This window comes from Streptomyces sp. NPDC001606, from assembly GCF_053596835.1.
The window spans coordinates 11,814-32,790 of sequence record NZ_JBSFHC010000020.1 but is presented as its reverse complement, the minus strand read 5'-3'; the positions used below and the strand labels follow the sequence as shown (position 1 = coordinate 32,790).

Below are 20,977 nucleotides of genomic sequence, written 5' to 3'. Positions count from 1 at the left end.
ACGGTCGCCACTACAGCGGGATCACATGTCCCGTCAGCGGTACGGCGTCACAGCCCTGCAACCGCTTGGTGTCTCCATGGCCGATCCCGTAGTCGATCCAGTCGTAGCGCTCCCGCGTGGCACACCGCATCGGTTCGTGATAGGTCACGGCCAGCGGCGCGTACGGGATGGCGCGGCCGGCCTCGGTGGTACCGGTGTACACGTTCTGCAATGTCCTCATGTCGGACACGAACAGCGCGTGGGCGATCAGCCGGCCGTCATGGTGGGCGGTGTAGAGCAACAGGTCCTTGCCGAAGGAGTCGATGAGGGTGCGCAGTCGGCGCCGCTCGGCTGCTTCGTCGGCAGGCTGCCCGTACCAGCGCAGGAGGGCACACCTGGCCTCGACGACCTCGTCGAACAGTTCGTCGGGGTCTCCCGGCCCGATGACACAACCGTGTTCCGCGAGGCGGCGCAGCTGACGCTGCACCTCGAAGCGCCGCCGCCTCGACCGGACGGCTGCGAGGCCCTCCTCGTCGTCCCATGTCACGGGCATCATCGAACGCGTCGTCAGATCGAAACTGTCACCGCCCAGGGCGCCGACCGCCGGGGCCAGGACCCGGGAGGCGGCCGGTGTGGTGTACAGCACCGACACGGTGGTCAGGCCCGCCCCGCGCGCCCAGGCGCAGACGTCGGCGAGGCACTGCCGCATGCTCTCGGGGTGGTGCGCGGCCGGCCCCACCGGATCCCCGAGGTACCCGGGTGCCACCAGCAGCAGTCCCGGCAGTATCTCCTCCTGTCCGTCGCCGAGTTGCGGCAGGACGCGTCGGGCCGAGCACTCCGCCTCGGGGAAGACGGGGTCCTTGCGGCGCAGGATCGCCCAGGGGTTGTACGCCTCGTACGCGTCGCCGTCGCGGACCACGGCACCGGTGAAGGCGAGCGCGCCGTTCGGGCCGTCGTACCGCACCGTCACCGGCTCGCCCGGCAGCCGGCTGATCATCGATCGCAGCCAGCGGCTGCCCTGGACCGCAGCGCCCGGGCCCAGCCGGTCCCATCCGGCGCCGTCGAACGGCCCGGACAGCGGGGTCACTTCCGTCCTGTGCATGATCTTCCTCTTCTTGTCGGGTTCGGCACCTGAGGACGGAGGGCTCAGACCCTGCCGACGGTGTCCTTGTCGCCGTCGGCGGGATCCGGCCGCGCATCCGTGTCCGGCTTCGCGCCGCGTGCGGTGAGGTCGCGTACATCCCCGGACAGCAGGGCGGCAAGACTCGCGACAGCGGCGGCGAGACCCGCTGCGGTGGCCGCGCCACGGGCGTCGAGCGCGGCCACCAGCGGGCCCATCAGCAGGGCGCCGAGCGGCATCAGGCCGTTGAACCCGAGAAACGCCAGGCTGCCCACGCGGCTGAGCAGGGACTCCGGCACCTGTTCCTGCAACAGGCTGGGGAAGAGCGAATTGAAGAAGTGCAGGCCGATGCCGTAGACGAAGGCCATCGCCAGCGCGCCCCCGCGGCCGATCACGCCGGTCGCCGCGAGGGCCAGCGCCATGAGGGCCAGCATGAGGAACAGGGCCGGACCCGTCCTGCGCACCGTCAGTCTGACCAGTACCACCGCGCCGGCCAGCGCGCCGATGCCCTGGAGCGCGTAGAACATGCCCAGCGACCGGCCCTCGGACGTTCCTCCCGGTGCCATGATCAGCGGCACCGACACATCGAGGACGCCCGCGTACACGGCGTTGGTGCAGGCACCGACCACCAGGGAGACCAGCAGCCAGCGCAGCCCGGCCACATACCGGCCCGCCTGGGCGACGTCCGCGCCGACCTGCCGGAGCCGGTGGACACCGGTCACCGGTTCGTCGGCCGCGCCGTCCTCGGCCAAAGGGTCCGGCTGCGTGGTGCCGGAGCCGCGTTCCCCGCCGGTGTTCCGGGACGTGCGGACGAGCAGGAGCAGGACCGCCGAGAGCAGGAAGGTGGCGGCGTCGAACGCGAACGTCGCGGAGGCACCCGCCATGCTCACCATGAACCCGCCGACGAGCGGGCCGCCGATGAGTCCGATCTGCTGGCCGACGGAGAGTGCCGAGTTCGCGGCGACGAGCTGCTCCTTGGGCGTGATCTCCAGCATGTACGCGAAGGACACGGGCTGGAAGAAGCCGTCCGCCACGCCGATCAGCACCGCGAGGACGACGAGCAGCGTCACGCTGGACGTCCAGTAGGTCACCCCAGCGATCAGCAGCAGGATCACGAACCGGGCGATGTCAGCCCCGACCATGACCGCCCGCCGGGACCCTGTCCGATCCCCGACGGCGCCGCCCACCAGGTAGAACACCAGTGAGGGCACCAGCAGCACGGCCGTCGCGGTGGCCAGCGTGGACGCCGAGCCGCTGACGCTGATGATGTACGTGGCGAAGGCGGTACGGAAGGCGTAGTCCCCGATCAGGGACAGGGCGCGGGCCGTCCAGTAGTACCGGAAGCCCCGCTCCCGCAAGATGCCCAGCCCCTTGCGGGCGTTGCCGGCGTCGGCGTCCATCACTCTCCTGTCGTCGTACGGTGCGTCCCCGTGCCCGGACGGGCGAGCCCCCCGGCGAGGGCCTGCGCCGCGCGGCGCGCCGCCTCCAGGTCGCCGTCGTCCAGCGGGAGGACGAAGCCGCTCACCTCGTCCAGGCGGCAGCCCCGCTCCAGTTTGGTGCTCTCCGCGCCGTAGCTGAAGGACAGCTCCTTGCGGCCGGTGCGATAGGCGTCCTCGACCGGCCGGTAGTAACACACCTCGAAGTAGGTGTCCTTGGAACGGCTTTCGGTGTAGTCGGTGCCGTTCGACCATGCGTGCCGTACGTCTCCGGCATCGAGGAACAGACAGAACCCGATGATCCGCTCGTCGGCCAGGGCAGCCACGACCTCCGCCCTTTCACCGAAATGACGTCGCAGGACGGTCAGTTGGTCCCGCTCGCCGGAGGGGTCGGGGCGGCGGCCGTACTTGGCGCGGTGCTGGAGTCGCAGGTCGACGAGCCGTTCGACGCCCGTGTCGTCGAGTTCACTCAGGGAGAACCGGCCGAAGGACACGCCCCGTTCGGCCATGCGGCGGCGGACACGGTCCATGCTGTGCACCGCGCTGCGGCTCAGCATGGCCCGGTAGTCGGCGAACGAGGTCCCGGGCGGGCGCAGGTTGCAGCGCAGGGCGAGCGGGAACTCCACGAACCCGGCGCGGCGCAGCGCCCCCGCGAGCACCTGCTCCTCCGGCTGCACATATAGAAAGGCCACCGACCTCAGGCCCTCGTCCCGGGCCTGACCGACAAGGGCCGCGACCGCGCGGTCGAGCGCGGCAGGGCGGTGGCGGCCCGGACCGGCCGGGAAGCATTCGAGGCCCGGGTACGTCAGCACCAGAGAGGGAAACCAGGCCTCGCGGGGCGGTCCTCCGGCCCGGGCCGCGGCCTGCGCCGCCGCGGCCCCGGGGGCCAGCGTCCGCACACTGCACGGCTCGAACAACAGCTGCCAGGGGTTCTTGCTCTCGGACACCCCGCTGTCGACGACGGTGCCGAAGAAGCCGGTGGCATCGGGCGTTCCGGACGCGCTGACGAAGCGGCGGTGGGTGCCCTCGATCCGGCCGGCCATGAGCTCCAGCCACACCTGGGACGCGAACAGCGGCGGATCGGGGTCCAGCAGCCCCCACGCCTCGTCGGCCGCCCGGCCGGTGCCGCCGCCCGTCACGCGCCCTCTTCCGCGAAGGCCCGCTCCGTCCCCGCCAGGCCGTGTCCCGTCGCCGCCCACCTTCGTCCCGTCCACGCCCAGGACGGGACGAACGGCTCGAGCATCGGGAGCACGCGCGAGGGGCAGCGCGGGTCGGTGAACGAGCGGTACAGGTCCTGGGCCAGGTCCAGGACCAGGCCGAGCGCCTCTTCGTGCGGCAGGCGTTCCGCGAACAGCAGGGGCTCGATCCGCCCGAACAGCCGCGGCGCACGGGGCGTTTCGGCGATCCGGGCCGCCCGCGTGAGCAGGTGTTTGCCGTCGTGGGTGAGCGGGCCGAAGGCGTTCACCGCCGACATCAGCAGGGACTCCGCCGCGCCCCGGCACATCAGCTCACGGGTCGGGCTCGCCAGGACCGTCGTGTCCTCGAGCAGGCTGAGCGTGCCGACGAAGGCGAGGGCGGTGGCCGCGGAGCGGACCGCGTCGAGGTCGAGGCCCGCACGCAGCCGGTCCAGCTCCCCGGCACCGCTCAGCACGATGCCCTGGTGCACGCGCTGCACGAGCCGTATTTCGAGTCCCTGGAGATTCGGCAGGTCGACCGTGCCGCCGTCCCCGGCGGCGTCCTCCAGCATCCGGGCGAGGTCGTGCAGGCGCTCCGCGGAGACGTACTCGACGTTGACCGGCAGATCGCCCGCCCGTCCGTCGAAGCTGTCCCCGAGGATCGACGGGTGGTTGGTGGTGCCGGGCGTCCGGCGCGGGCGGTGCCGTCGGGTGAGGACCAGCAGGTCGAGATCGGAGGTGGGGTTCCACTCCCCGGTCGCGTAGGAGCCGGCGAGCAGCACGGGTTCGTCCTCGTCGGCCTCCACCAGGGCCGCTATCGCGGGCAGCGCGGCCTGCCGCCGGTCGAGCTCGGCCCGTACCGGGGCGGGCAGCCGATCCAGCACGGAGACATCCACGAAAGGGCTTCCTCTCACGATAGATCACTGTGGGTCATGACTGATCACAGCGGCCAGTAAGGATCAGAACGGGTTGGGGCGTCGGTAGGTCGGGCGCGGTTCACGCGGTGGTCAGCGCGTGCCGCAGCCGTTCCAGTCCGGTGGTGAGCTGCTCGGCGGGGAGGGCGAACGACAGCCGCAGATGGCCCGGCGCGCCGAACGCCGAGCCGTCCACGACCGCGACCCGGTGCCGGTCCCTCAGCCAGGCGGCCGGCGCACGGCGTGCCTCGTCCCCCGGCTCACCGAGCCGACCGAGGCCGGCGAGCGGCGTCCGGATGTCGGGAAAGAGGAAGATGCCGCCCCGCGGACGGGGGCAGACGAGCCCCTCGACGGAGTCGAGGACCTTCATCGCCAGATCCAGGTTCGCGGTGAGTTCGGCGCCGACCCGCTGCCGCTCCGGCTCTCCTTCGGCCAGTACGACGGCCGCCGCGTCCTGCACCAGGCTGCTGGTGTTGCCGATGAGATGGGAGGCCACGGCGACGGCGCGGGCGTGGATGTCCGCCGGGGCGATCGCCCAGCCCAGCCGCAACCCCGCCAGGGCGTGGCTCTTGGACAGCCCGTCGACGACCACGCAGTGCTCCGGCAGCTCCGGGAACACGTCCCGCACCGAGGGCGCCGTCCGGCCGCCGAGGGGCACCCCCCGGTAGACCTCGTCGCAGATCACGGTCAGCCCGTGCCGGCCGGCCCACTCGACCAGGGCGCACAGCGCGTCCTCGGGGATGACGGCACCGTCGGGGTTGCGGGGCGAGTTGACGATGACGGCGGCCGTGTCCGGCGTGCGCCGCGCCTCCCACGCCTCCAGGTCGAGGGCGTCCTCGCCGGCCCGTCCCGGCACCGGCACGGGGATGCCCCCGACGAGTTCCACGAGGTGCGGGTAACTGGCCCAGTACGGCGTCGCGAAGAGCACCTCGCGGCGCTCGCCCAGGACCGCGCCGAGCACCGCGACCAGGGCCTGCCTGGCCCCTGGCGCCACGAGAACCTGCTCGGCCGAGGGGGCCGAGGCGCCCTCCGGGGTGGCGTGGCGGGCGATGAGGGACCTGAGGTCGGGGTCGCCCGCGGGGGTCCGGTAGTGCTGGTCGGCCCGCCGTACCCGTACGGCGGAGGCGGCCGGGTGCACCGGGACGCGTACGTCGCCGGTGGACAGGACGACGACGTCCTGACTGTGGGCCCCGGCGGCCGTGGGGGAGAGGGCGGTCACCGGCCCGCCCCCTGTCCCGGGACCCGCCCGGGGTGGCCGTCGACGCGTCCGACCAGGGCCGCCCGCACCAGCTCGGCCACCCGGCGGCGGCTGCTGGCCTCGGCCTCCTCGGACAGGAAGGCGCGGTGGCTGGTGACCACGACCCGGGGATGCCGGAGCACCGGCTCCCACCGGGGGTCGTGATGGGGGTTCTCGGGGAAGAAGACGTCGAGGGCGGCGCCCGCGATCCACTCCTGCTCCAGCGCCTTGCCCAGCGCCTCGGGGTCCACCAGCTTGCCGCGGGCCGCGTTGACCAGGAAGGCGCCCGGCTTCATGGCGCGCAGCGCGTCGGCGTCCATCAGCCGCTCGGTCTCGGGGGTCAGCGGGCAGTGCAGGGTCACCAGGTCCGACTCGGCGAGCAGTTCCTCGAGGGTGTCGGCGGCGCGGGCGCCGTAGCCCTCGGCGAGGTCGCGGCCGAGGTAGGGGTCGTAGACCCGGACCTCGCCGTAGAAGGAGCCGAGGCGCCGGGCGACGGCGCGGCCGATCCGGCCGAAGCCGACGATGCCGAGGGTGCGCCGGTTGGTGCGGTGCGGGACGCCGCCGGCGTAGATGTCGAAGGTGCCCCCGGTCAGCGTGCGGTGCTGCGGGATCAGCTGCCGCTCCAGCGCCAGGGCGAGCGCCGAGGTGTGGGCGGCGACCTCGTCCACGCAGTAGTCGGGCACGTTGTACGCGGGGATGCCGCGGGCGGCGAGCAGATCGGCGTTGAGGTTGTCCACGCCGACGCCCTGGCGCACGACCATGCGCAACCGGTCCCCGGCGGCGTCGAGGAGTTCCCCGGTGACCTGGGTCCGGTAGACCACCAGCACGTCGCACCCGGTAGCGGCTTCGCGCATCGCCGGGCTGTCGACCAGGTAGCGGCCGTTCTCGTACGGGCCGAAGCGCAACTCCACGTCCGGTCCGAGGATCTCCCGTTCCACCGTGGCCCGTTCGCGGCTCCAGGTGCCGTCCTCCACGAGCCACGCGGGGTCGGTGTACAGCACGCGGCCAGTGGCCATCGTCGTCCGCCTTTCGTCGTACGTCAGTCGTGTGTCTGTCATGCGTCAGACCGTGCGTCAGATGGTGTGTTCGTCACGCTTCGTGCGTGCGGCTTCAGCGGAGCAGCCGAAGCACGTCGGCTTCGGTCAGTACGCAGGGGTTGTTGGCTGCCCGGCCGGAGGTGAGTGCCTTCGTCATGGGCTCGCGCCAGTGCTCGGCGGGCAGCGCCAGGTCCTCGATCCGGGCCGGCTGCCCGGCGCGGGTCAGCAGTTGCTCCACCAGCTGCCGTACGCTCCGGCCGCCGCGGGTACGGGTGGTGTCCTCGACGACGGCCACGGCGTCCCGCACCGCCGCGGCGCCCAGCGGATGGCGGCAGTCGGACGCGTCGGCCGCCGCGTGCCGCTCCAGCAGCCAGGGCAGATGCAGGGCCACGGCGGTGCCATGGGCCAGCCCCAGGCGCGCCGTCAGGTCGTACGACAGGGCGTGCGCCGCCGTGGTGCGGGTGAGGTCGATCGCCGCGCCCGCCAGGGAGGCCCCGTGCGCGGTGCCGACGCGGATCGCCGGGTCCGTGAAGGTGCCCGTGTCGGCCGCCCGGGCCAGGGCCGGCACGAGCCGGTCCAGGGCCGCGAGGGCCAGCTCCCGGGAGGCGCCGGTGGCCGCGACGGACCAGTACGACTCGACGGCCTGACTCAGCGCGTCCAGGCCGCTGGCCACCGAGTCGCCCAGCGGGAGCGACGCGGTCAGGTACGTGTCGACCAGGACCAGGTCGGCCCGGGCCTGGTCGACATCGAGCGAGTGCTTGCGCCCTTCGATGTAGACGGTGGCGAAGCGGGTCATCTCGCTGCCGGATCCGGCGGTGGTGGGCAGCAGCACGAGGGCGCACTCCCGGCGTTCGGTCACAGCCTCGGGGTGGCGCAGGCACTCCTCGGCGTCGTGCCGCTGGGCGGCCAGCACGGCGATGGCCTTCGCCACGTCCAGGCTGCTGCCGCCGCCGATACCGACGACCGCGTGGGGCGCGAAGCGCCGTACGACGTCGATGCCGGCCCGGATCTGCTCGATGCGCGGGTTGGGGCGCACTCCGTCGAAGTGCTCCACCGTGTGACGCTCCGGCAGGGCCGCCACGCTCCGGTCGACGCCGGAGCACAGGTAGGAGGTCCTGCCGTGCACCACGAGCACCCGTTCGGCGCCGAGCGCGGCAAGCGCGTCGCCCAGCCGCGCCGCGGCGCCCGGGCCGATATGGGCCGCCGGGTGGCCGGGCAGCCGGGTCAGTCCGGGCCAGGTGCCGGGGAGCGCCGGCAGCGTCGTGCTGGTCACGCCTCCTCCCGGTGGCCGCCGGGCGGAACGGCCGCCGTGAGCCCGGCGGTGAAGCGCGCCGCGATGTCCGCGACGGACAGACTGCTGGAGGCCCGCTCCCCCGGCGCCCCGCCGACCTTCCCGTCCACCGCCAGCAGGCCGGGCCCCGGCGCGTCCAGCAGCGCCCGCAGAGCAGGGCGCAGCCCGGCCCTCGTCCCCACCCGGCGCACCTGCCGGTAGCCCACGGCGCGGGCGACCGCGGCGAAGTCGGTGGTGCCGGACGTGGTGGGCTGCCCGCCGGTGGAGTCGTACGCCTGGTTGTCGAAGACGACATGGACCAGGTTGGCGGGCGCGCAGTGGCCGACGGTGGCGAGCGAGCCCAGGTGCATCAGGGCCGAGCCGTCGCCGTCCAGGACCACGAACCGCTCCTCGGGCCGGGCCAGCGCCGCGCCGAGGGCGAGGCCCGCGATGTGTCCCATCGAGCCCTGCATGTAGAAGTTCCCGGGCCGGCCGCCCCGGTTGTACAGGGTGCGGGAGAGGTATCCGGTGGTGGACAGGATCCGTTCCCCGCGCACCTCGGCGAGGACCGCGTCCACCAGGTCGTCACGGTCGGGGAGCGAGGCGTCGGCCGCGGCCGCCTCCGGCGCCGCGGCGGTGTCCGCGAGGGCGCCCTTGCCCACCAGGACGAACGCGCTGCGCCCGGCGTCCAGGGCGGCGCCCGCCTCCTTGACGACGGCGTCGGGCGAGGGGCCGTCGGCGGTCAGCCACCAGTACGGCACCTCCAGCGAGTCAAGCCAGGCGGGCACGACCTTGCCCATCCAGTGGTGCTGCGGCTCGCCCGCGTCGGCCTCGGGCCAGCCCCGCATGCTGACGAAGACCAGCAGGGGGATGCGGTACGGCAGCACCAGCGAGGTGAGCGGGTTGACCAGGTTGCCGAAACCGGAGTTCTGCGCGACCACCGCGGCCGGTTCGCCGGTGAGCCGGGTACCGGCGGCGATCGCCAGCGCGCTGCCCTCGTTCACCGCCGGGACGTAGCGGATCCGGGGGTGCCGCTCCAGGCGCCGGATCGGCCCCTTGAAGTAGGAACAGGGCACCCCGGACACCAGCGAGACCCCGATGTCCTCCAGCCCGGCGAGGAAGGCCTCGGACCCGCCGGCCACCCGGCCGGTCACGGCTTCGTGCGGAACGTCGACGGCATGCCCTGGAGCGCGAAGACCTCGGCCATCGGCGCGATGCGCTCCTCGATCGCGGCGGCCCGGTCGGCCCCGCCGAGATCCTTCAGGACCTCCTGCACGCCCTTGACCGCGGCCCGCAGGCCCTGGTTCGCGTAGATCACCAGGCGGTACCCGGCGTCGTACAGCTCGCTCTCGGTCACGGTGTTGTAGGTGGTCGGTACGGCGACCAGCGGCACCGGCGACTGCCAGCGGGAGGCGAACTCCAGCACCTCCTCGGGACGGCGGCTCTTGCTGTGCACGAGGACCGCGTCGGCGCCCGCCGCGACGTAGGCGTGCGCGCGCTCCAGCGCCTCCGCCACCGGATGCCCGGCGATCAGCGCCTCGGTGCGGGCGATCAGCACGGTGTCGGGGTCGGACTGCACCTCCTTGGCGTTCTTGATCTTCAGGGCGAAGTCCTCGGTGGGCAGCAGGTCCTGGGCGGCGTCGGCGAAGCTGTTGATCTTCGGGAAGAGCTTGTCCTCGATGCAGAGCGCGGCGATGCCCGCCCGCTCGTAGCGCTGCATCGCGTAGGCGGCGTTCATCGGGCCGCCGAAACCGGTGTCGCAGTCGGCGATGACCGGGATGTCGGTGACCGCGTCCATCGCGACCGCGGCATCCAGGTACTGCGTCATGGTCACCAGGCTCGCGTCCGGCAGCCCGTGACTCGCCGAGATCTCGAAGCTGGAGGCCCACACGGCCTCGAACCCGGCGCGCTGCACCAGTTTGGCGGTCAGGCCATCGTGCGCGCCCACCGCGCGGATCACGGAGGTTCCGGCGAGCAGCGCGCGCAGCCGGGCGGCCTTGGAGCCCTGGGCCTGGATCGGCTGAGTGTCCGGCACGGCGATCAGTTTCCTTCCTTGCTGTACCACAGGCGGTCTTCGGCGATGTAGCGGTCGATTCCCCCCTCGGCCATGGCGCCCAGCGCATGGCGCACCTCGGGGGTGACATGTCCGCCGATGCGGAGCAGCAGGACCCGCGGGGCGGTGCCGGTGACAGCCGAGAACGTGACGGGGACCAGCGGCTCGGTGTAGGCGGAGTCGCCCGGTTCGAGGACGTCGGTACGGCGCTCACCGTCCCGCTCCCAGCCGACCCGCACGGGCGCGTCACCGAGCACGAACAGGTACTGGTGCTGGTACGTGGCCAGCGGGGCGCTGCCGGCGTCCGCCGTGGCGAGCACGTCGAGCTGGAGGGAGGAGGTGTGGGGGTGCAGCGGGTCGCCCGCGAGCCGGGTGAGCCGGTAGGCGGGCCGGCCGTCGTCCGGATACACCCAGCTGCGCGCGTCGCGGGCGTGCTGGATGGCCACACCGTGCCGCGCGGTGCTGCGCGGCGGCAGCAGGTCCCGTACGGAGACCCCCAGCGCTTCGGCGAGTACGGCGAGTTCCTCCGATGTGGGCGCGGCGTCCGGGCCGGTGTCGGTCAGCTGCCGGATCCGCTCGGGCGCGAGGCCGGTGCGGGCGGCGAGTTCGGCGGGTGTGACGCAGCCCGCCGCCATGAAGGAGCGGACCGGTCCGGCGACGGACGAGGCGTCCGGCGTGACGGGCAGGGCCAGGTCGTGGGCCGCCCGCCGACCGAGCACCGCCAGTTCCCGCTGGGCGTCCCCGGTCAGGCCGCCGCCGTAGGTGAGGGCGAGGATGTAGGCCGGCTCGGCGTCGCTGCGGGCGGTGAAGGAGTGCGGGGCGAAGGGCAGGCCCCACACCGAGTCCCCGGTCCGCATGGGGACGCAGTACGACTCGCCCTGCCAGCGGTAGTAGTAGTTGACGGGGCCGACGAAATAGGTGAACTGGTACAGCAGGTGCCCGCGGTTCCACTGCACCTTCGGGTTGTCCGCCCGGTCGTCCTCCACCACCTGGAGCATCCGGATCCACTCCGGCCGGTAGGAGGCGATCCGGGACATGGCCGTGTCGCGGTACTCGTAGTAGTCCGTGCCGCCCCGGGCCAGCACCCGGGAGCTAGCCAGCGACTCCTTGGCCCGCAGGACGGTCAGACCGGTCGGGCAGTCGTCGTGGACGGGCAGCAGGTCCCGCTCGTTGAGCGGCCAGACCTCGGCAGCCCGGCGCAGCAGGGCCCAGTCGACCGGCCGCCGCCCGGAGGTGTACTCGGCGAAGGTGCCCGGTGCCAGGCCGAGGTCGCGTTCGGCGTTGTCGTCGTCGCGTTTGAGGTCGTTGGCCGCGGCGCGCAGCAGTGCGCCGGCCCTGCGGTCGAATCCCTCTCCCACTGAGGCTGACATGGTGTGGTTCCCCGAATCCCAAGTCGTTGGCTGAGGCCCGGAGTTCCGGGTCTCCGGGTCGTCGGACGAAGGCCCCTGCTCAGCCGCGCTGCACGGCGCGGCCGAGGGGGTACGCCTGGAGGCCGTAGCGGAGCTTGAACTCGTCGTTGCGCCGGCCGCATTCGAGGACCGGCCGACCCGAGCCGAAGCCCGCTCTGAGTTCTGCCTCGAACAGGACGTACTGCGGGCTCCAGTTGAGTTCCGCCGGATACAGGCAGCCGCCGGCCCAGGCGTGCATACGCGTGTCGTCGTACAGGCAGATGGAGGTGGCCAGGAGCGTGCCGTCCAGATCGATGCGCAGGATCCGGCAGGCATCCCCCAGCCGCTCGATCAGTGCGCCGAGCCGGTCGGGCGGGTAGTAGCCCGGTGCGTGCTTGTTGGCCGTGCCGAGGCACAGATCGAGCACGTCCTGGTCGAGGACGTCGCGGCCGGTGCGCAGGGTGATCCGCGCGCCGGAGCGTTCGGCCCGGCGCGCGTACTGCCGCAGCGACCTGCGCGAGGCCCGGCCGATGCCGGCCAGGTGCTCGTCCAGGGTCGCCGGTCCGCCCGCGATGGGCAGCCGGTAGCGCGACGCCGTCTCCTCCACCGGTACGCCGATGGCCTTGAGCTGCTGCGCCAGCGGCTCCCTCAGCGGCACGTTGACCAGACCCCACATCTCGGCCCGGTGCTCGGCCGCCAGGTCCCCGAGCGCCTGCCAGAACTGCTCGACGAGCCAGGCCGTCAGCTCCCCGCGGTGCAGCAGGCGGGTGTCGTAACAGTGCCAGACGTGTCCGATCAGGGCGTTCAGTACGGCGTCGGCACCGGGGCCGGTCGCGAACGGATCGCGGGTGCGCTGGAGGTAGACGGGCAGGGCCGCGACCAGCTCGCCCGCGTCGGTGCGCGCCAGCAGGTAGGACGCGGTCGATGGGTACGTCAGCGGGTCGGACTCGACGCTGCGCAGGAAGTTGTAGGACTGGAAGACACTGGCGTCGCAGGCGGCCGCCAGCTCGGTCCAGGCCTCGCGGCCCACGGAGTCGAGGGAGTCCGTGACGGTGATCCGGATCCGTGCGCCGGCGCCGGTGACCGTCATCGGACGGCCTGCCGGCTCGCGCGCAGTGGCTGGAAGTGCAGCGAGGACTCCAGCACCACCCGCTCCCAGGCGTCGAGGACCACCCCCGTGGTCCGCAGCGCCTGCTCGGCCACCGACATGCGCATGTCGCCGGCCGCGGAGGGCTCGAACTCGCAGGCGAGGAAGGGCAGCAGCGGCTCGGGGGCGTGGCCTGCGAGCAGCGCCGCCAGTTCGGCTCCCGCGCCCACGTCGCCCAGCCGGGCGGTCTCCGGGAACCGGTCCCGGACTCGGTGGCGGACGTCCAGGGGCAGGTCCTGCCACAGGGCGGCCAGCACCCGGGTGCGGACGGCGGCGAGCACCTGGTCGAAGTCCCGGTGTTCGGGTGTGTGCGGGGTGATCACCTGGCACAGGTAGTCGATCTCGGCCGCGGCGGCCTCCGGATCGGCGGCGGCGTCCGCCGCGGTCAGCCCGAAGATGGCGGCCTCGCGCTCGGACTCCACCGGCCCGTCGGAGCTGTGCATCAGCCCGACGATGCTGTTGATGGCGCCGAAGTCCCGGCGCAGGGTGCCGTGTTCCGCTTGCTCGGGGTGCTGGTAGCCCTTGCGCAGGGCGAGGAGGTCATGGGCACCGCCGCCGTCCGGTCCGGGTCCGGTGTCCCCCTCGTACCGGCAGATCAGGGCCATGGCCGGGCCGAGCGCGAGGACCGCGTCCACCAGCCGGTACCGCCAGGTCTGCCACTGGCCGGCGATGAGGTCCGCGTACAGGTCGTCGATCAGCTCGGGGTCGGCGTGCAGGGCGCGTGCGGCGACGGGCGGGAATCCCTCCTTGCGCAGCCGCTTGACCATGTCCGTGTGAACGCTCCGGTAGGGCGCGTCGGAGCTGAGGAGCACGAAGACATGACGGGACCAGAAGTCGGAGTCGGGCACGGCGGAGTCACCTTTCGACCGGTCGGATCGGAGAGGAGCACTCAGGAGGCAGGCATGCGACGCGGTGCGGCGCTGCCGGGTCGGCACGCGGGCGGGTTCACGACGCGTGCTGACGGGGCCGGGCGGAGGACGGCGTCAGCCGGCGAAGGGGCACTTCTCGGGTCTGCCCACCGACTGGTCGTCCGGCAGCGCGTACTGCCGCCATTTGTGGACCGAGGAGTACATCGGGTCGCCGAGATAGGGATGCGGCGGGATCGTGTCGTAGCGCTCCAGGTCCGCCCGGATGCGCCGCTTGGCGGCCTGACCGGCCACCGTGGAGCCGCTGAGGCCCTCGAAGACGCGCCGGGTCTGGAAGACCAGCGTCAGGCAGGGGCCCAGATTGCGGCTGTCGCGGTGGTGGTAGCCGGGGCTGGCCATGAAGGTGAACCACGGCTCGCCCGCGAAACACCACTGCCAGGCGGGGTCCGCGGTGTCGGTGGGAAAGCCCTCCGGCCACGGTTCGGTGTCGAGGGCGCTCAGCTCTCTCAGCAGCGTCCAGAACGCCGCCTGGTGATCGGCCAGCTCCGCGTGCGGCTCGGGCGCACCCGCGAAAACGATCAGCGTCTGCCGCTTGGGTCCCCGCCGGGCCCGCTCACGGAATTCCACCAGGGCGTCGGCCAGGGCGCGTACCCCGTGCTCTTCCGGAAAAGAGGGGTCGAATACGGTGAACCAATTGTTTCCACGCTGCTGACCCTGCACTCCGAAGTAACAGGGATACGGGCGTTCCTGATCAAGCAGCTTTGCCGTGAAGGTCTCGTATGCGTGTGGAACCCAGCCGGGTAAGTCTCCCGGCACATCCGTCCGGGGTTGCTCCAGGGCAGACCAAATACGTTCCACGAGAACCACGTTCCCCCTTCTCCGCCATGCCCGGAAGACCCGGGTCAAGGCCCCGTGCACCGTCGGAAAAACCCACGGCGTTCCTTGTGTTCAGCAGAGATTCACCGATCAAAACACGCAGACAACCGGTCGTCAAGATGACACGATCTTGACCAAGAAACTGGCTGAAACTGTACGCTTAACCAGCGGCAGCCCGCGCGAATCGCCGTCCGCAAACCAGACAAAGGATGGCACTGCCCAAGGAAGTACCCCGCAGTTTTCCGCCTTCGGTAATGAGGGCTGGACACTGGCCGAGTCGCCTGCCTACGGTGGGCTCCGGTTTTCGATGTCATGCCTCTCCACTTCTCCGTCCACTTCTGCGGGCAGCCGTCCGACCGGATGGACGCGGACTTCCCGAGGCACCCGAAATAACTTGCGCGGCACATACCAGGCACATACGGCCGCATGCGCACTCAAACCGGGGGCAGTGACAAACATGAGTGATCCACGGCATAGGATTCCCGTCCTTCTGCTCGACCGGATCGGCTATTCCTTCTACCGGGACAGAGACGGACGCAGATTTCTGCCGGAAGACCGCTACTCGGTACGTCTGGTCACCTCCCCCGACAAGGTCGGCGAAGCCACCGGAGAAGAACTGGAATCCGTGGTCGCGGCCGATGTCTACGACAACCGCGCGCTCGCCGACGCGGTCCAGCACCAGATCGGCCTCAACGGGCGCAGAGCGGAACGGCTGGTGGCCATCACCGAACGGCTCCTGCTCCGCGCCGCCGAACTCCGCGAGGAGCACGGCCTGCCGGGCCAGACCGTACGGGAGGCACTGCTCTTCCGCGACAAGGTCCGCATGAAGGAGCACCTGAGCGCGCACGGCATCCGCGTCCCGGAGTTCGCTCCGTTCGACGAGGCCGCCGCCCTGGAACTGCTGTCCCGGACCGGCGCCGTGGTCGCCAAGCCCCGGCTGGGCAGCGGCGCGCGGGACATCTTCGTCCTGCGGGATCCGGCCGACGTCGCCTCCTTCACCGGCGAACAGGCCGGCCGCATCGACGAGTTCGAGGTCGAGGAGTTCATCGACGGCGAACTCTTCCACGTCGACAGCGTCGTCCAGGACTCCAAGGTGCTCGGAGCCGTCGCCGCCCGGTACATCGACAAGACCACCTCCTACACCCAACTGCGCCCCTGCCGTGACGTGGCCGTGAGCCCCGGCCCCCTGCTCGACGCGCTGCTGGAGTTCAACGAGCGCGTCCTGGCGGCCCACCCGGGCTTCACAGGCGTCACCCACCACGAGATGTTCGTACGTGACGGCGAGCTCGTCTTCTGCGAGATCGGGGCCCGGGCGGGCGGCGGCGGGGTCATCGCCGGCTTCCTCTCCCGGACCGGCGTCAACCTGGACGAGGCCGTCATCCAGGCACAGCTGGAGGGGACCGTACCCGTACCCGCCGCCCCCGCCCGCCATCTCACCGGATTCACCGTCCTCTACGCGGGCGCCGGCGTCCTCCAGCGGCCCCTGACGCCCCCGGACGAGCCATGGGTGCTGGAGTGCCAGGTGCTCGCCCGGCCCGGCGACCGCCTGACCCGCCCCGAGAACTGCAACGACGCCGTGGCGATCGTCTCCGTACGCGGTGACTCCGAGGACGAGGTGATCCGGCGCCTCGACCACGTGGGCCGGCACATGACCCCCGTGGTGTCACCCGTCGACTGACCACGCCAGGCACACACGCCGGAAGCAAAGGACCGACCAGAACAAGAGGGGGAAACGTCATGCCTTCACCGAAGGAAGCCTCGCCGGCGCCGGCGGACTGGGTCCGCGGACCGGTCGCCGATCTCTTCTCGTCCTACGTCGCCACCGCCGCCCTGTCCGCCGCCCACCAGCTCGGCATCCTCGACCGACTCGCCGAGCACGGTCAGGCGCCCTTCGGCAACGGCGGCGACGAGAGCCTCTCCGACACCGTGGTCCGCGCCGTGCACCGCACCCTGCACTGGGCGCGGGTCGTCGAGGTCAAGGACGACGAGGTGGTGATCCCCGGCGCGCTCTTCACCGAGGCGTACGCGGCCCGCGGCTACTTCTACTGGCTGGTCAAAGGCTGCGGCGAGCTCTTCAGCATCGCCCCCGACGTGGCCCGCACCGAGCGCAGGACCGGCGACTTCTACCATCGCGACATGCGGGCCGTGGCCATCGGCTCCCGGCTGATCGGGGACGAGGAGGTCGAGCCGCTGTTCGACCGCATCCTGGCCGACCCGCCCGTCGGCAAGGTCGCCGACCTCGGCTGCGGGTCCGGGCAGCGGCTCATCCGGATCCTCGGCAACCACCCCGGCGCACGCGGAGTCGGCGTCGACATATCCCCCGCGGCGGTGCAGCTGGCCGGCGAGTCCGTCGAGGCCGCCGGTCTCACCGACCGGATCACCCTGCTCCAGGGCGACGTCCTCCATCTCGAACCGCGCCCCGAGTTCGCCGACGTGGACACCGTCACCTGCGTCTTCATGGGACACGACTTCTGGCCGTACGACAGCTGCGTGCGCACCCTGCGCAGGCTGCGCACCGCGTTTCCGGCGGCCCGCCGCCTGTTCATCTGCGACGTCGTACGGACCAGCGAACTGCCCGGCCCGGACACGACCCTCTTCACCCTCGGCTTCGAGGCCGTACACGCACTGATGGGCGACTACCTCCCCACCCTCGACCAGTGGCGGGAGGCGTTCCAGGAGTCCGGCTGGGAGTGCCGGACCGTCCGGCCGACCACCGTTCCGCCCAACGGCTACCTGTTCGAGCTGACTCCCGTGGCGGACTGAACCGCGGCGGCGGTGTGCTCGAGGTGATGGCGGAACACATGTGTCTCCCGCCGCACGAAACCGGCCTTCTCGTACAGACGGTGGGCGGCCGCACGGCTCGGCCGGGATGTCAGGTCGACCTGCCGGGCCCCCTGCGACCGAGCCAGCTCCAGTCCCCGCCGTACGAGGGCGAGACCGATGCCTCTGCCGCGCGCCGACTCGTCGACGACCACGTCCTCGAAGCGGGCGGTGATCCCGGTCGGCAGCACGAGAACGACCAGGGTGAGCAGCCCCACCACACCTTGCCCGGTACGCGCCGCGAGCACCAGGTTCGCCGGATGCGTCACGACGCCCCGGACATACTCCGCAGTCAACTCGGGCAGTTCCTTACCCAATTGGGGCAGCAGCCGCCGGAACGCCCCGACCACGGCGTCGTCGGCGTCCGCAAGGACCTCGATGACAGGCTCCGACATACCTCTCCTCACATCGCGTCGGCGCTGACCTGATCCGGGCCAGGCTAACGGGCCCTGGGGAAGCCTCGGGCGTGCTGGGCTGGTAGGTGATCAGCAGGCGGTGTCGCGGACGAGGACGAGTTCGGTGCTCGTCCCCATAAACCGGTGGACAGCTCTCCGGCTCTGGGTGAGCATCACCGCGATGAACAACGAACCCCTCTCCGCCCCCAAACGCGTCCGATTCGTCGAGCTCAGCGCAAAGGCACTGCGGGCGCTTGCCGACGGTGACCTCGCCGGCGGCAGCGCCGAGGCCGGGGTCGCCCTTGACGAACACTTCGTCGGTGAGCGAGCCCGCTGGATCTTCGGCTACCGCGCCGACCAGCTCGCCAAGGACCCCTCTGCCGCACCCTGGATCACGCGTGCCGCGGTGTCCGAGCCGGACGGGGTCGTCGTCGGCGACGCCGGGTTCCACGGGCCGCCCGATGAGGCCGGCATGGTCGAGGTTGGCTATACCGTCGTGCCCGGGTACCGCCGCCAGGGCTATGCCCGCGCCATGCTGAGGGCGTTGCTCGTCAGGGCCGCGGCCGACCCCGACGTCAGGACCGTGCGCGCCAGGATCGGATCCGACAACACCGCCTCCCTGGCGTGCATCGAGGGCTTCGGCTTCACGCGCATCGGCGAGCAGGGGGACGAGCGCGACGGACTCACGATCATCTTCGAGGTCCCGGCAGACGCCATCCAGGCCGGGTAGCTGTACGGTCTCGGCGGACATGGTGATCGTCCCGATCGGGCCGTGACATGAGAAGGGCCGCACGGGTTGGGTGAGTTGTGACACTGACCTGGGCCCGTACGGCCAGTTCCCATCCTGCCCTGTCCGGCGTCTCACGCGCACATTCCGGCGAGTTGTTCGCCGAACTGGCCACGGCATGGGAGGCTGCGCGGCAGTCCGCGCTCCGCGAGGCCCGGGGCGGGGAGCCTCGGAGGGCGGAGGGTGCCGGCCCCATCGGCCCCTCGGCCGCCCGTGGCCTGCGCGATCGGCGATGCTTCCCCGCCCCTCGACAAGAGCGGGTCGTGCTCCAGGTCAGGGCGGCGATAGCGTGTTGGCGTGATGACGGGCAAGCGACGGATCCTGTATCGGCAGGGCACCGGGTTCTGGCGGATGACGGCGAAGTGGGTTCTGGTCTTCGGGGTCCTGTACCTGCTGGACGGCGGGCTGTTCCGTTCGTGGGGCGACGCTCTGGTCTGGCCGATGATCGGGATCCTGCTGTGGGTGCCGTTCGGGATCGGTGTCGTCTGGTACCCGAAGAAGGACCAACGCGTCGAGCTGACCGCGCGTGAACTGCGGGTACGGCGTAAGCGGCTGCCCATGGAGAAGGTGAACCTGCTGCACGCGGCGCAGCTGTGGCTGGAGGGCCGCTCGACCGCGGACGACCAGCCGGTGGGGGAGTGGCGACGGCTCGACCGGGTGGTCTGGGTGCCGCTGCTCGACGGCCGGGCGCTGGGAGTGGAATTCCGCGACCCGGCCGCCTTCGCCAAGGTCTTCGGCGCCTTCGCGGTCGAGGCATGCGGCGGTGCCGACATCGTCCGGGCGAGGGCCGCAGCGGCGACCTACCCGGAGCCGCGCCCGATGCGCCCCCGCCCCGCCGCCGACACAGGCTCCTGGCCGGATCTCCTGGACATCTTCAGCTGACAGCCGGGCACGCCCAGGTTGGCAGGGCTCTCACGGTGAGATGTTTGCGGCGGATCGGGTCTGGCCTGCCTGGACCCTCGATGGGCGCGAGGCCGTCCCTGGCAGGTCACCCCTGACGGCCACGACCCGCCCCACCAGGCTCGGCCAGCCCTTCACCTGCTGATCCAGGGCGTGAGATGCGTGTGTCAGGCGTTCGCCGCGTACCGCCAGAACTCCCTGATCACCGGTGCCGGCACGGGACCCATCGCTGCCACCTGAGTCAGCAGAATGGTGACCGCACCCGTGGCCGGGATGACGTGCGCCGCTGTGCCCGTGCCGCCGATCCAGCCGTAACGGCCGGGGGCATTCCACGGGTTGGTCCGGACGATGTCGACCGAGCCGCCGAAGCCCCAGCCCTGACCCTCCAGGAACAGCCGGCCGATGTCGCGCTGCGCCGGATTCGTGTGGTCGGTGGTCATCATGCGCACGGAGTCGGCCGACAGCACCCGGCGGCCGTCGGCCGCCACCCCGCCCGCCAGCAACATCCGGCAGAAGGCCAGCCAGTCGTCGGCGGTCGAGGCCAGCCCGCCATTGCCGAGCGGTAGCGCGGGCAGGCTGCTCCACTCGCCGTCCGGGCCGTCGGCGAGCTCCAGGCTGCCGTCGTCGCCTGGCCTGTAGAAGCTGGTGAACCGGCCCCGCTTGGCGGCCGGCACCTCGAAACCGGTGTCCACCATGCCCAGCGGCCCGAAGATCCGCTCCGTCAGGAACTCCGGCAGCGGCTGTCCGGTGACCCGCGAAATCAGTACCCCTTGCAGGACGGAGCAGGTGTCGTACAGCCAGGCAGCGCCCGGTTGGTACAGCAGCGGGATGCGGCCGAGCGCCGCCATCCACTCATCGGCCGGCGGGAAGGTGCTCGGCACCCGGCCGTCCTTTTGCACCGTGAACAACTCCTGCACCGCCGGCAGTGTGAAGTCGGAGGGGAATCCGTACCCGGCCTGGGAGGCCAGCACGTCGAATACGGTGATGGGCCGGTCGGCCGGCACCACGTCGTCCACCGGGCTCGCCGGCGTGCGTACGACCACCGGCTTCGCCAGCTCCGGCAGCCACGGCCCGATCGGGTCGTCCAATGCGATCCTGCCCTCCTCCACGAGGATCAGCAGTGCGGCGGCGGTGACGGACTTGGTGATCGAGGCGACCCGGAAGATGGAGTCCCTCGCCATCGGGGCGCCGGCGCCGGCGTCCTGCGCACCGACGGCCGCCACCTCGACCTGGTCACCCCGGGCCACGAGGCCGACCGCTCCCGACAGCGCACCGGCACGGACGTAGGCTTCGAGCAAGTCGTGCAGGGTCGTCATGAGGCCACCTTCCAGAAGATCGCTGTCGAACGACAGACTCCCGCACGGGCCGGGAATCATCGGCGTCGACAGGTCTGGTGCCGAAGCCGTGACTTTCCACGTAGTCCGATGACGAAACGACGATCACCGACCGCCTTCTCGCCACACCACACATGTGGAGCTCGTGCCGTAACCGCGGGGCGCCCCACAACTCCAGCCCGTCACGATGGCCCAGGCGCCCGCCATGACCACCCGCGTCCAAGGCGCGCCGAAAACTTGAGC

The 20,977-nt window shown here is 71.7% G+C and carries 19 protein-coding genes; 4 read left to right on the top strand and 15 right to left on the bottom strand.

The annotated features are described in order from the left end of the window. Positions 1 to 10 precede the first annotated feature (10 nt). From ACWCV9_RS29785 to ACWCV9_RS29725, 13 genes are all read right to left on the bottom strand, one after another. On the bottom strand, positions 11 to 1,081 hold the full coding sequence (locus ACWCV9_RS29785) for a GNAT family N-acetyltransferase (RefSeq protein ID WP_450791159.1): 1,071 nt from the start codon (positions 1,079 to 1,081) through the stop codon (positions 11 to 13). 44 nt (positions 1,082 to 1,125) lie between these two features. Beyond that, entirely contained in the window at positions 1,126 to 2,499 is a 1,374-nt protein-coding gene (locus tag ACWCV9_RS29780; protein ID WP_450791157.1) for an MFS transporter, read from the bottom strand. Then, a complete protein-coding gene (locus ACWCV9_RS29775; protein ID WP_450791156.1) occupies positions 2,499 to 3,674 on the bottom strand; it encodes a GNAT family N-acetyltransferase in 1,176 nt (391 codons plus the stop codon). Before ACWCV9_RS29775 ends, ACWCV9_RS29780 begins: the two co-directional genes overlap by 1 nt. After that, positions 3,671 to 4,606 carry a nucleotidyltransferase domain-containing protein gene (locus ACWCV9_RS29770; RefSeq protein ID WP_450791154.1) on the bottom strand — a complete coding sequence of 312 codons (936 nt, stop codon included), beginning with the start codon at positions 4,604 to 4,606 and terminating at the stop codon, positions 3,671 to 3,673. Before ACWCV9_RS29770 ends, ACWCV9_RS29775 begins: the two co-directional genes overlap by 4 nt. A gap of 100 nt (positions 4,607 to 4,706) precedes the next feature. Further along, a complete protein-coding gene (locus ACWCV9_RS29765; RefSeq protein WP_450791153.1) occupies positions 4,707 to 5,843 on the bottom strand; it encodes a pyridoxal phosphate-dependent aminotransferase in 1,137 nt (378 codons plus the stop codon). Then, positions 5,840 to 6,919 carry a C-terminal binding protein gene (locus tag ACWCV9_RS29760; RefSeq protein WP_450791151.1) on the bottom strand — a complete coding sequence of 360 codons (1,080 nt, stop codon included), beginning with the start codon at positions 6,917 to 6,919 and terminating at the stop codon, positions 5,840 to 5,842. The genes ACWCV9_RS29765 and ACWCV9_RS29760 overlap by 4 nt, the downstream gene beginning before the upstream one ends. Before the next feature lie 52 nt (positions 6,920 to 6,971). Then, positions 6,972 to 8,171, bottom strand: coding sequence for a phosphonoacetaldehyde reductase (locus tag ACWCV9_RS29755; protein ID WP_450791149.1), 1,200 nt, complete (start codon positions 8,169 to 8,171; stop codon positions 6,972 to 6,974). Beyond that, the gene (aepY, locus tag ACWCV9_RS29750) at positions 8,168 to 9,322 is read right to left on the bottom strand and encodes a phosphonopyruvate decarboxylase (RefSeq protein ID WP_450791147.1); all 1,155 of its coding nucleotides are present in this window, start codon (positions 9,320 to 9,322) and stop codon (positions 8,168 to 8,170) included. Before aepY ends, ACWCV9_RS29755 begins: the two co-directional genes overlap by 4 nt. After that, entirely contained in the window at positions 9,319 to 10,203 is an 885-nt protein-coding gene (locus ACWCV9_RS29745; RefSeq protein ID WP_450791145.1) for an isocitrate lyase/phosphoenolpyruvate mutase family protein, read from the bottom strand. The genes aepY and ACWCV9_RS29745 overlap by 4 nt, the downstream gene beginning before the upstream one ends. Before the next feature lie 5 nt (positions 10,204 to 10,208). Further along, entirely contained in the window at positions 10,209 to 11,591 is a 1,383-nt protein-coding gene (locus tag ACWCV9_RS29740; RefSeq protein ID WP_450791144.1) for a hypothetical protein, read from the bottom strand. Between the two features lie 79 nt (positions 11,592 to 11,670). Continuing rightward, positions 11,671 to 12,699, bottom strand: coding sequence for a GNAT family N-acetyltransferase (locus tag ACWCV9_RS29735; RefSeq protein WP_450791142.1), 1,029 nt, complete (start codon positions 12,697 to 12,699; stop codon positions 11,671 to 11,673). Continuing rightward, positions 12,696 to 13,604 carry a nucleoside-diphosphate kinase gene (locus tag ACWCV9_RS29730; protein ID WP_450791141.1) on the bottom strand — a complete coding sequence of 303 codons (909 nt, stop codon included), beginning with the start codon at positions 13,602 to 13,604 and terminating at the stop codon, positions 12,696 to 12,698. The genes ACWCV9_RS29735 and ACWCV9_RS29730 overlap by 4 nt, the downstream gene beginning before the upstream one ends. 135 nt (positions 13,605 to 13,739) lie before the next feature. Next, the gene (locus ACWCV9_RS29725) at positions 13,740 to 14,480 is read right to left on the bottom strand and encodes a YqcI/YcgG family protein (RefSeq protein WP_450791139.1); all 741 of its coding nucleotides are present in this window, start codon (positions 14,478 to 14,480) and stop codon (positions 13,740 to 13,742) included. A 475-nt stretch (positions 14,481 to 14,955) separates the two neighbouring features. On the opposite strand from ACWCV9_RS29725, the gene ACWCV9_RS29720 reads away from it, so the two are divergent. Next, the gene (locus tag ACWCV9_RS29720; RefSeq protein ID WP_450791137.1) at positions 14,956 to 16,176 is read left to right on the top strand and encodes an ATP-grasp domain-containing protein; all 1,221 of its coding nucleotides are present in this window, start codon (positions 14,956 to 14,958) and stop codon (positions 16,174 to 16,176) included. Between the two features lie 59 nt (positions 16,177 to 16,235). After that, complete coding sequence (locus ACWCV9_RS29715) at positions 16,236 to 17,261, top strand: SAM-dependent methyltransferase (RefSeq protein WP_450791135.1); 1,026 nt, start codon at positions 16,236 to 16,238, stop codon at positions 17,259 to 17,261. Here the strand turns inward: ACWCV9_RS29715 and ACWCV9_RS29710 are convergent. After that, complete coding sequence (locus tag ACWCV9_RS29710; protein WP_450791134.1) at positions 17,228 to 17,713, bottom strand: GNAT family N-acetyltransferase; 486 nt, start codon at positions 17,711 to 17,713, stop codon at positions 17,228 to 17,230. The genes ACWCV9_RS29715 and ACWCV9_RS29710 overlap by 34 nt on opposite strands. Positions 17,714 to 17,894: 181 nt before the next feature. Here ACWCV9_RS29710 and ACWCV9_RS29705 point away from each other — a divergent pair, with 181 nt between their 5' ends. Together ACWCV9_RS29705 and ACWCV9_RS29700 are read left to right on the top strand one after the other, a co-directional pair. Beyond that, a complete protein-coding gene (locus tag ACWCV9_RS29705; protein WP_055709299.1) occupies positions 17,895 to 18,443 on the top strand; it encodes a GNAT family N-acetyltransferase in 549 nt (182 codons plus the stop codon). A 357-nt stretch (positions 18,444 to 18,800) separates the two neighbouring features. Next, the gene (locus ACWCV9_RS29700) at positions 18,801 to 19,382 is read left to right on the top strand and encodes a hypothetical protein (RefSeq protein ID WP_450791132.1); all 582 of its coding nucleotides are present in this window, start codon (positions 18,801 to 18,803) and stop codon (positions 19,380 to 19,382) included. A 185-nt stretch (positions 19,383 to 19,567) separates the two neighbouring features. On the opposite strand, the gene ACWCV9_RS29695 is transcribed toward ACWCV9_RS29700, so the two are convergent. Next, positions 19,568 to 20,716 carry a serine hydrolase domain-containing protein gene (locus ACWCV9_RS29695; RefSeq protein WP_450791131.1) on the bottom strand — a complete coding sequence of 383 codons (1,149 nt, stop codon included), beginning with the start codon at positions 20,714 to 20,716 and terminating at the stop codon, positions 19,568 to 19,570. Positions 20,717 to 20,977: the final 261 nt, after the last annotated feature.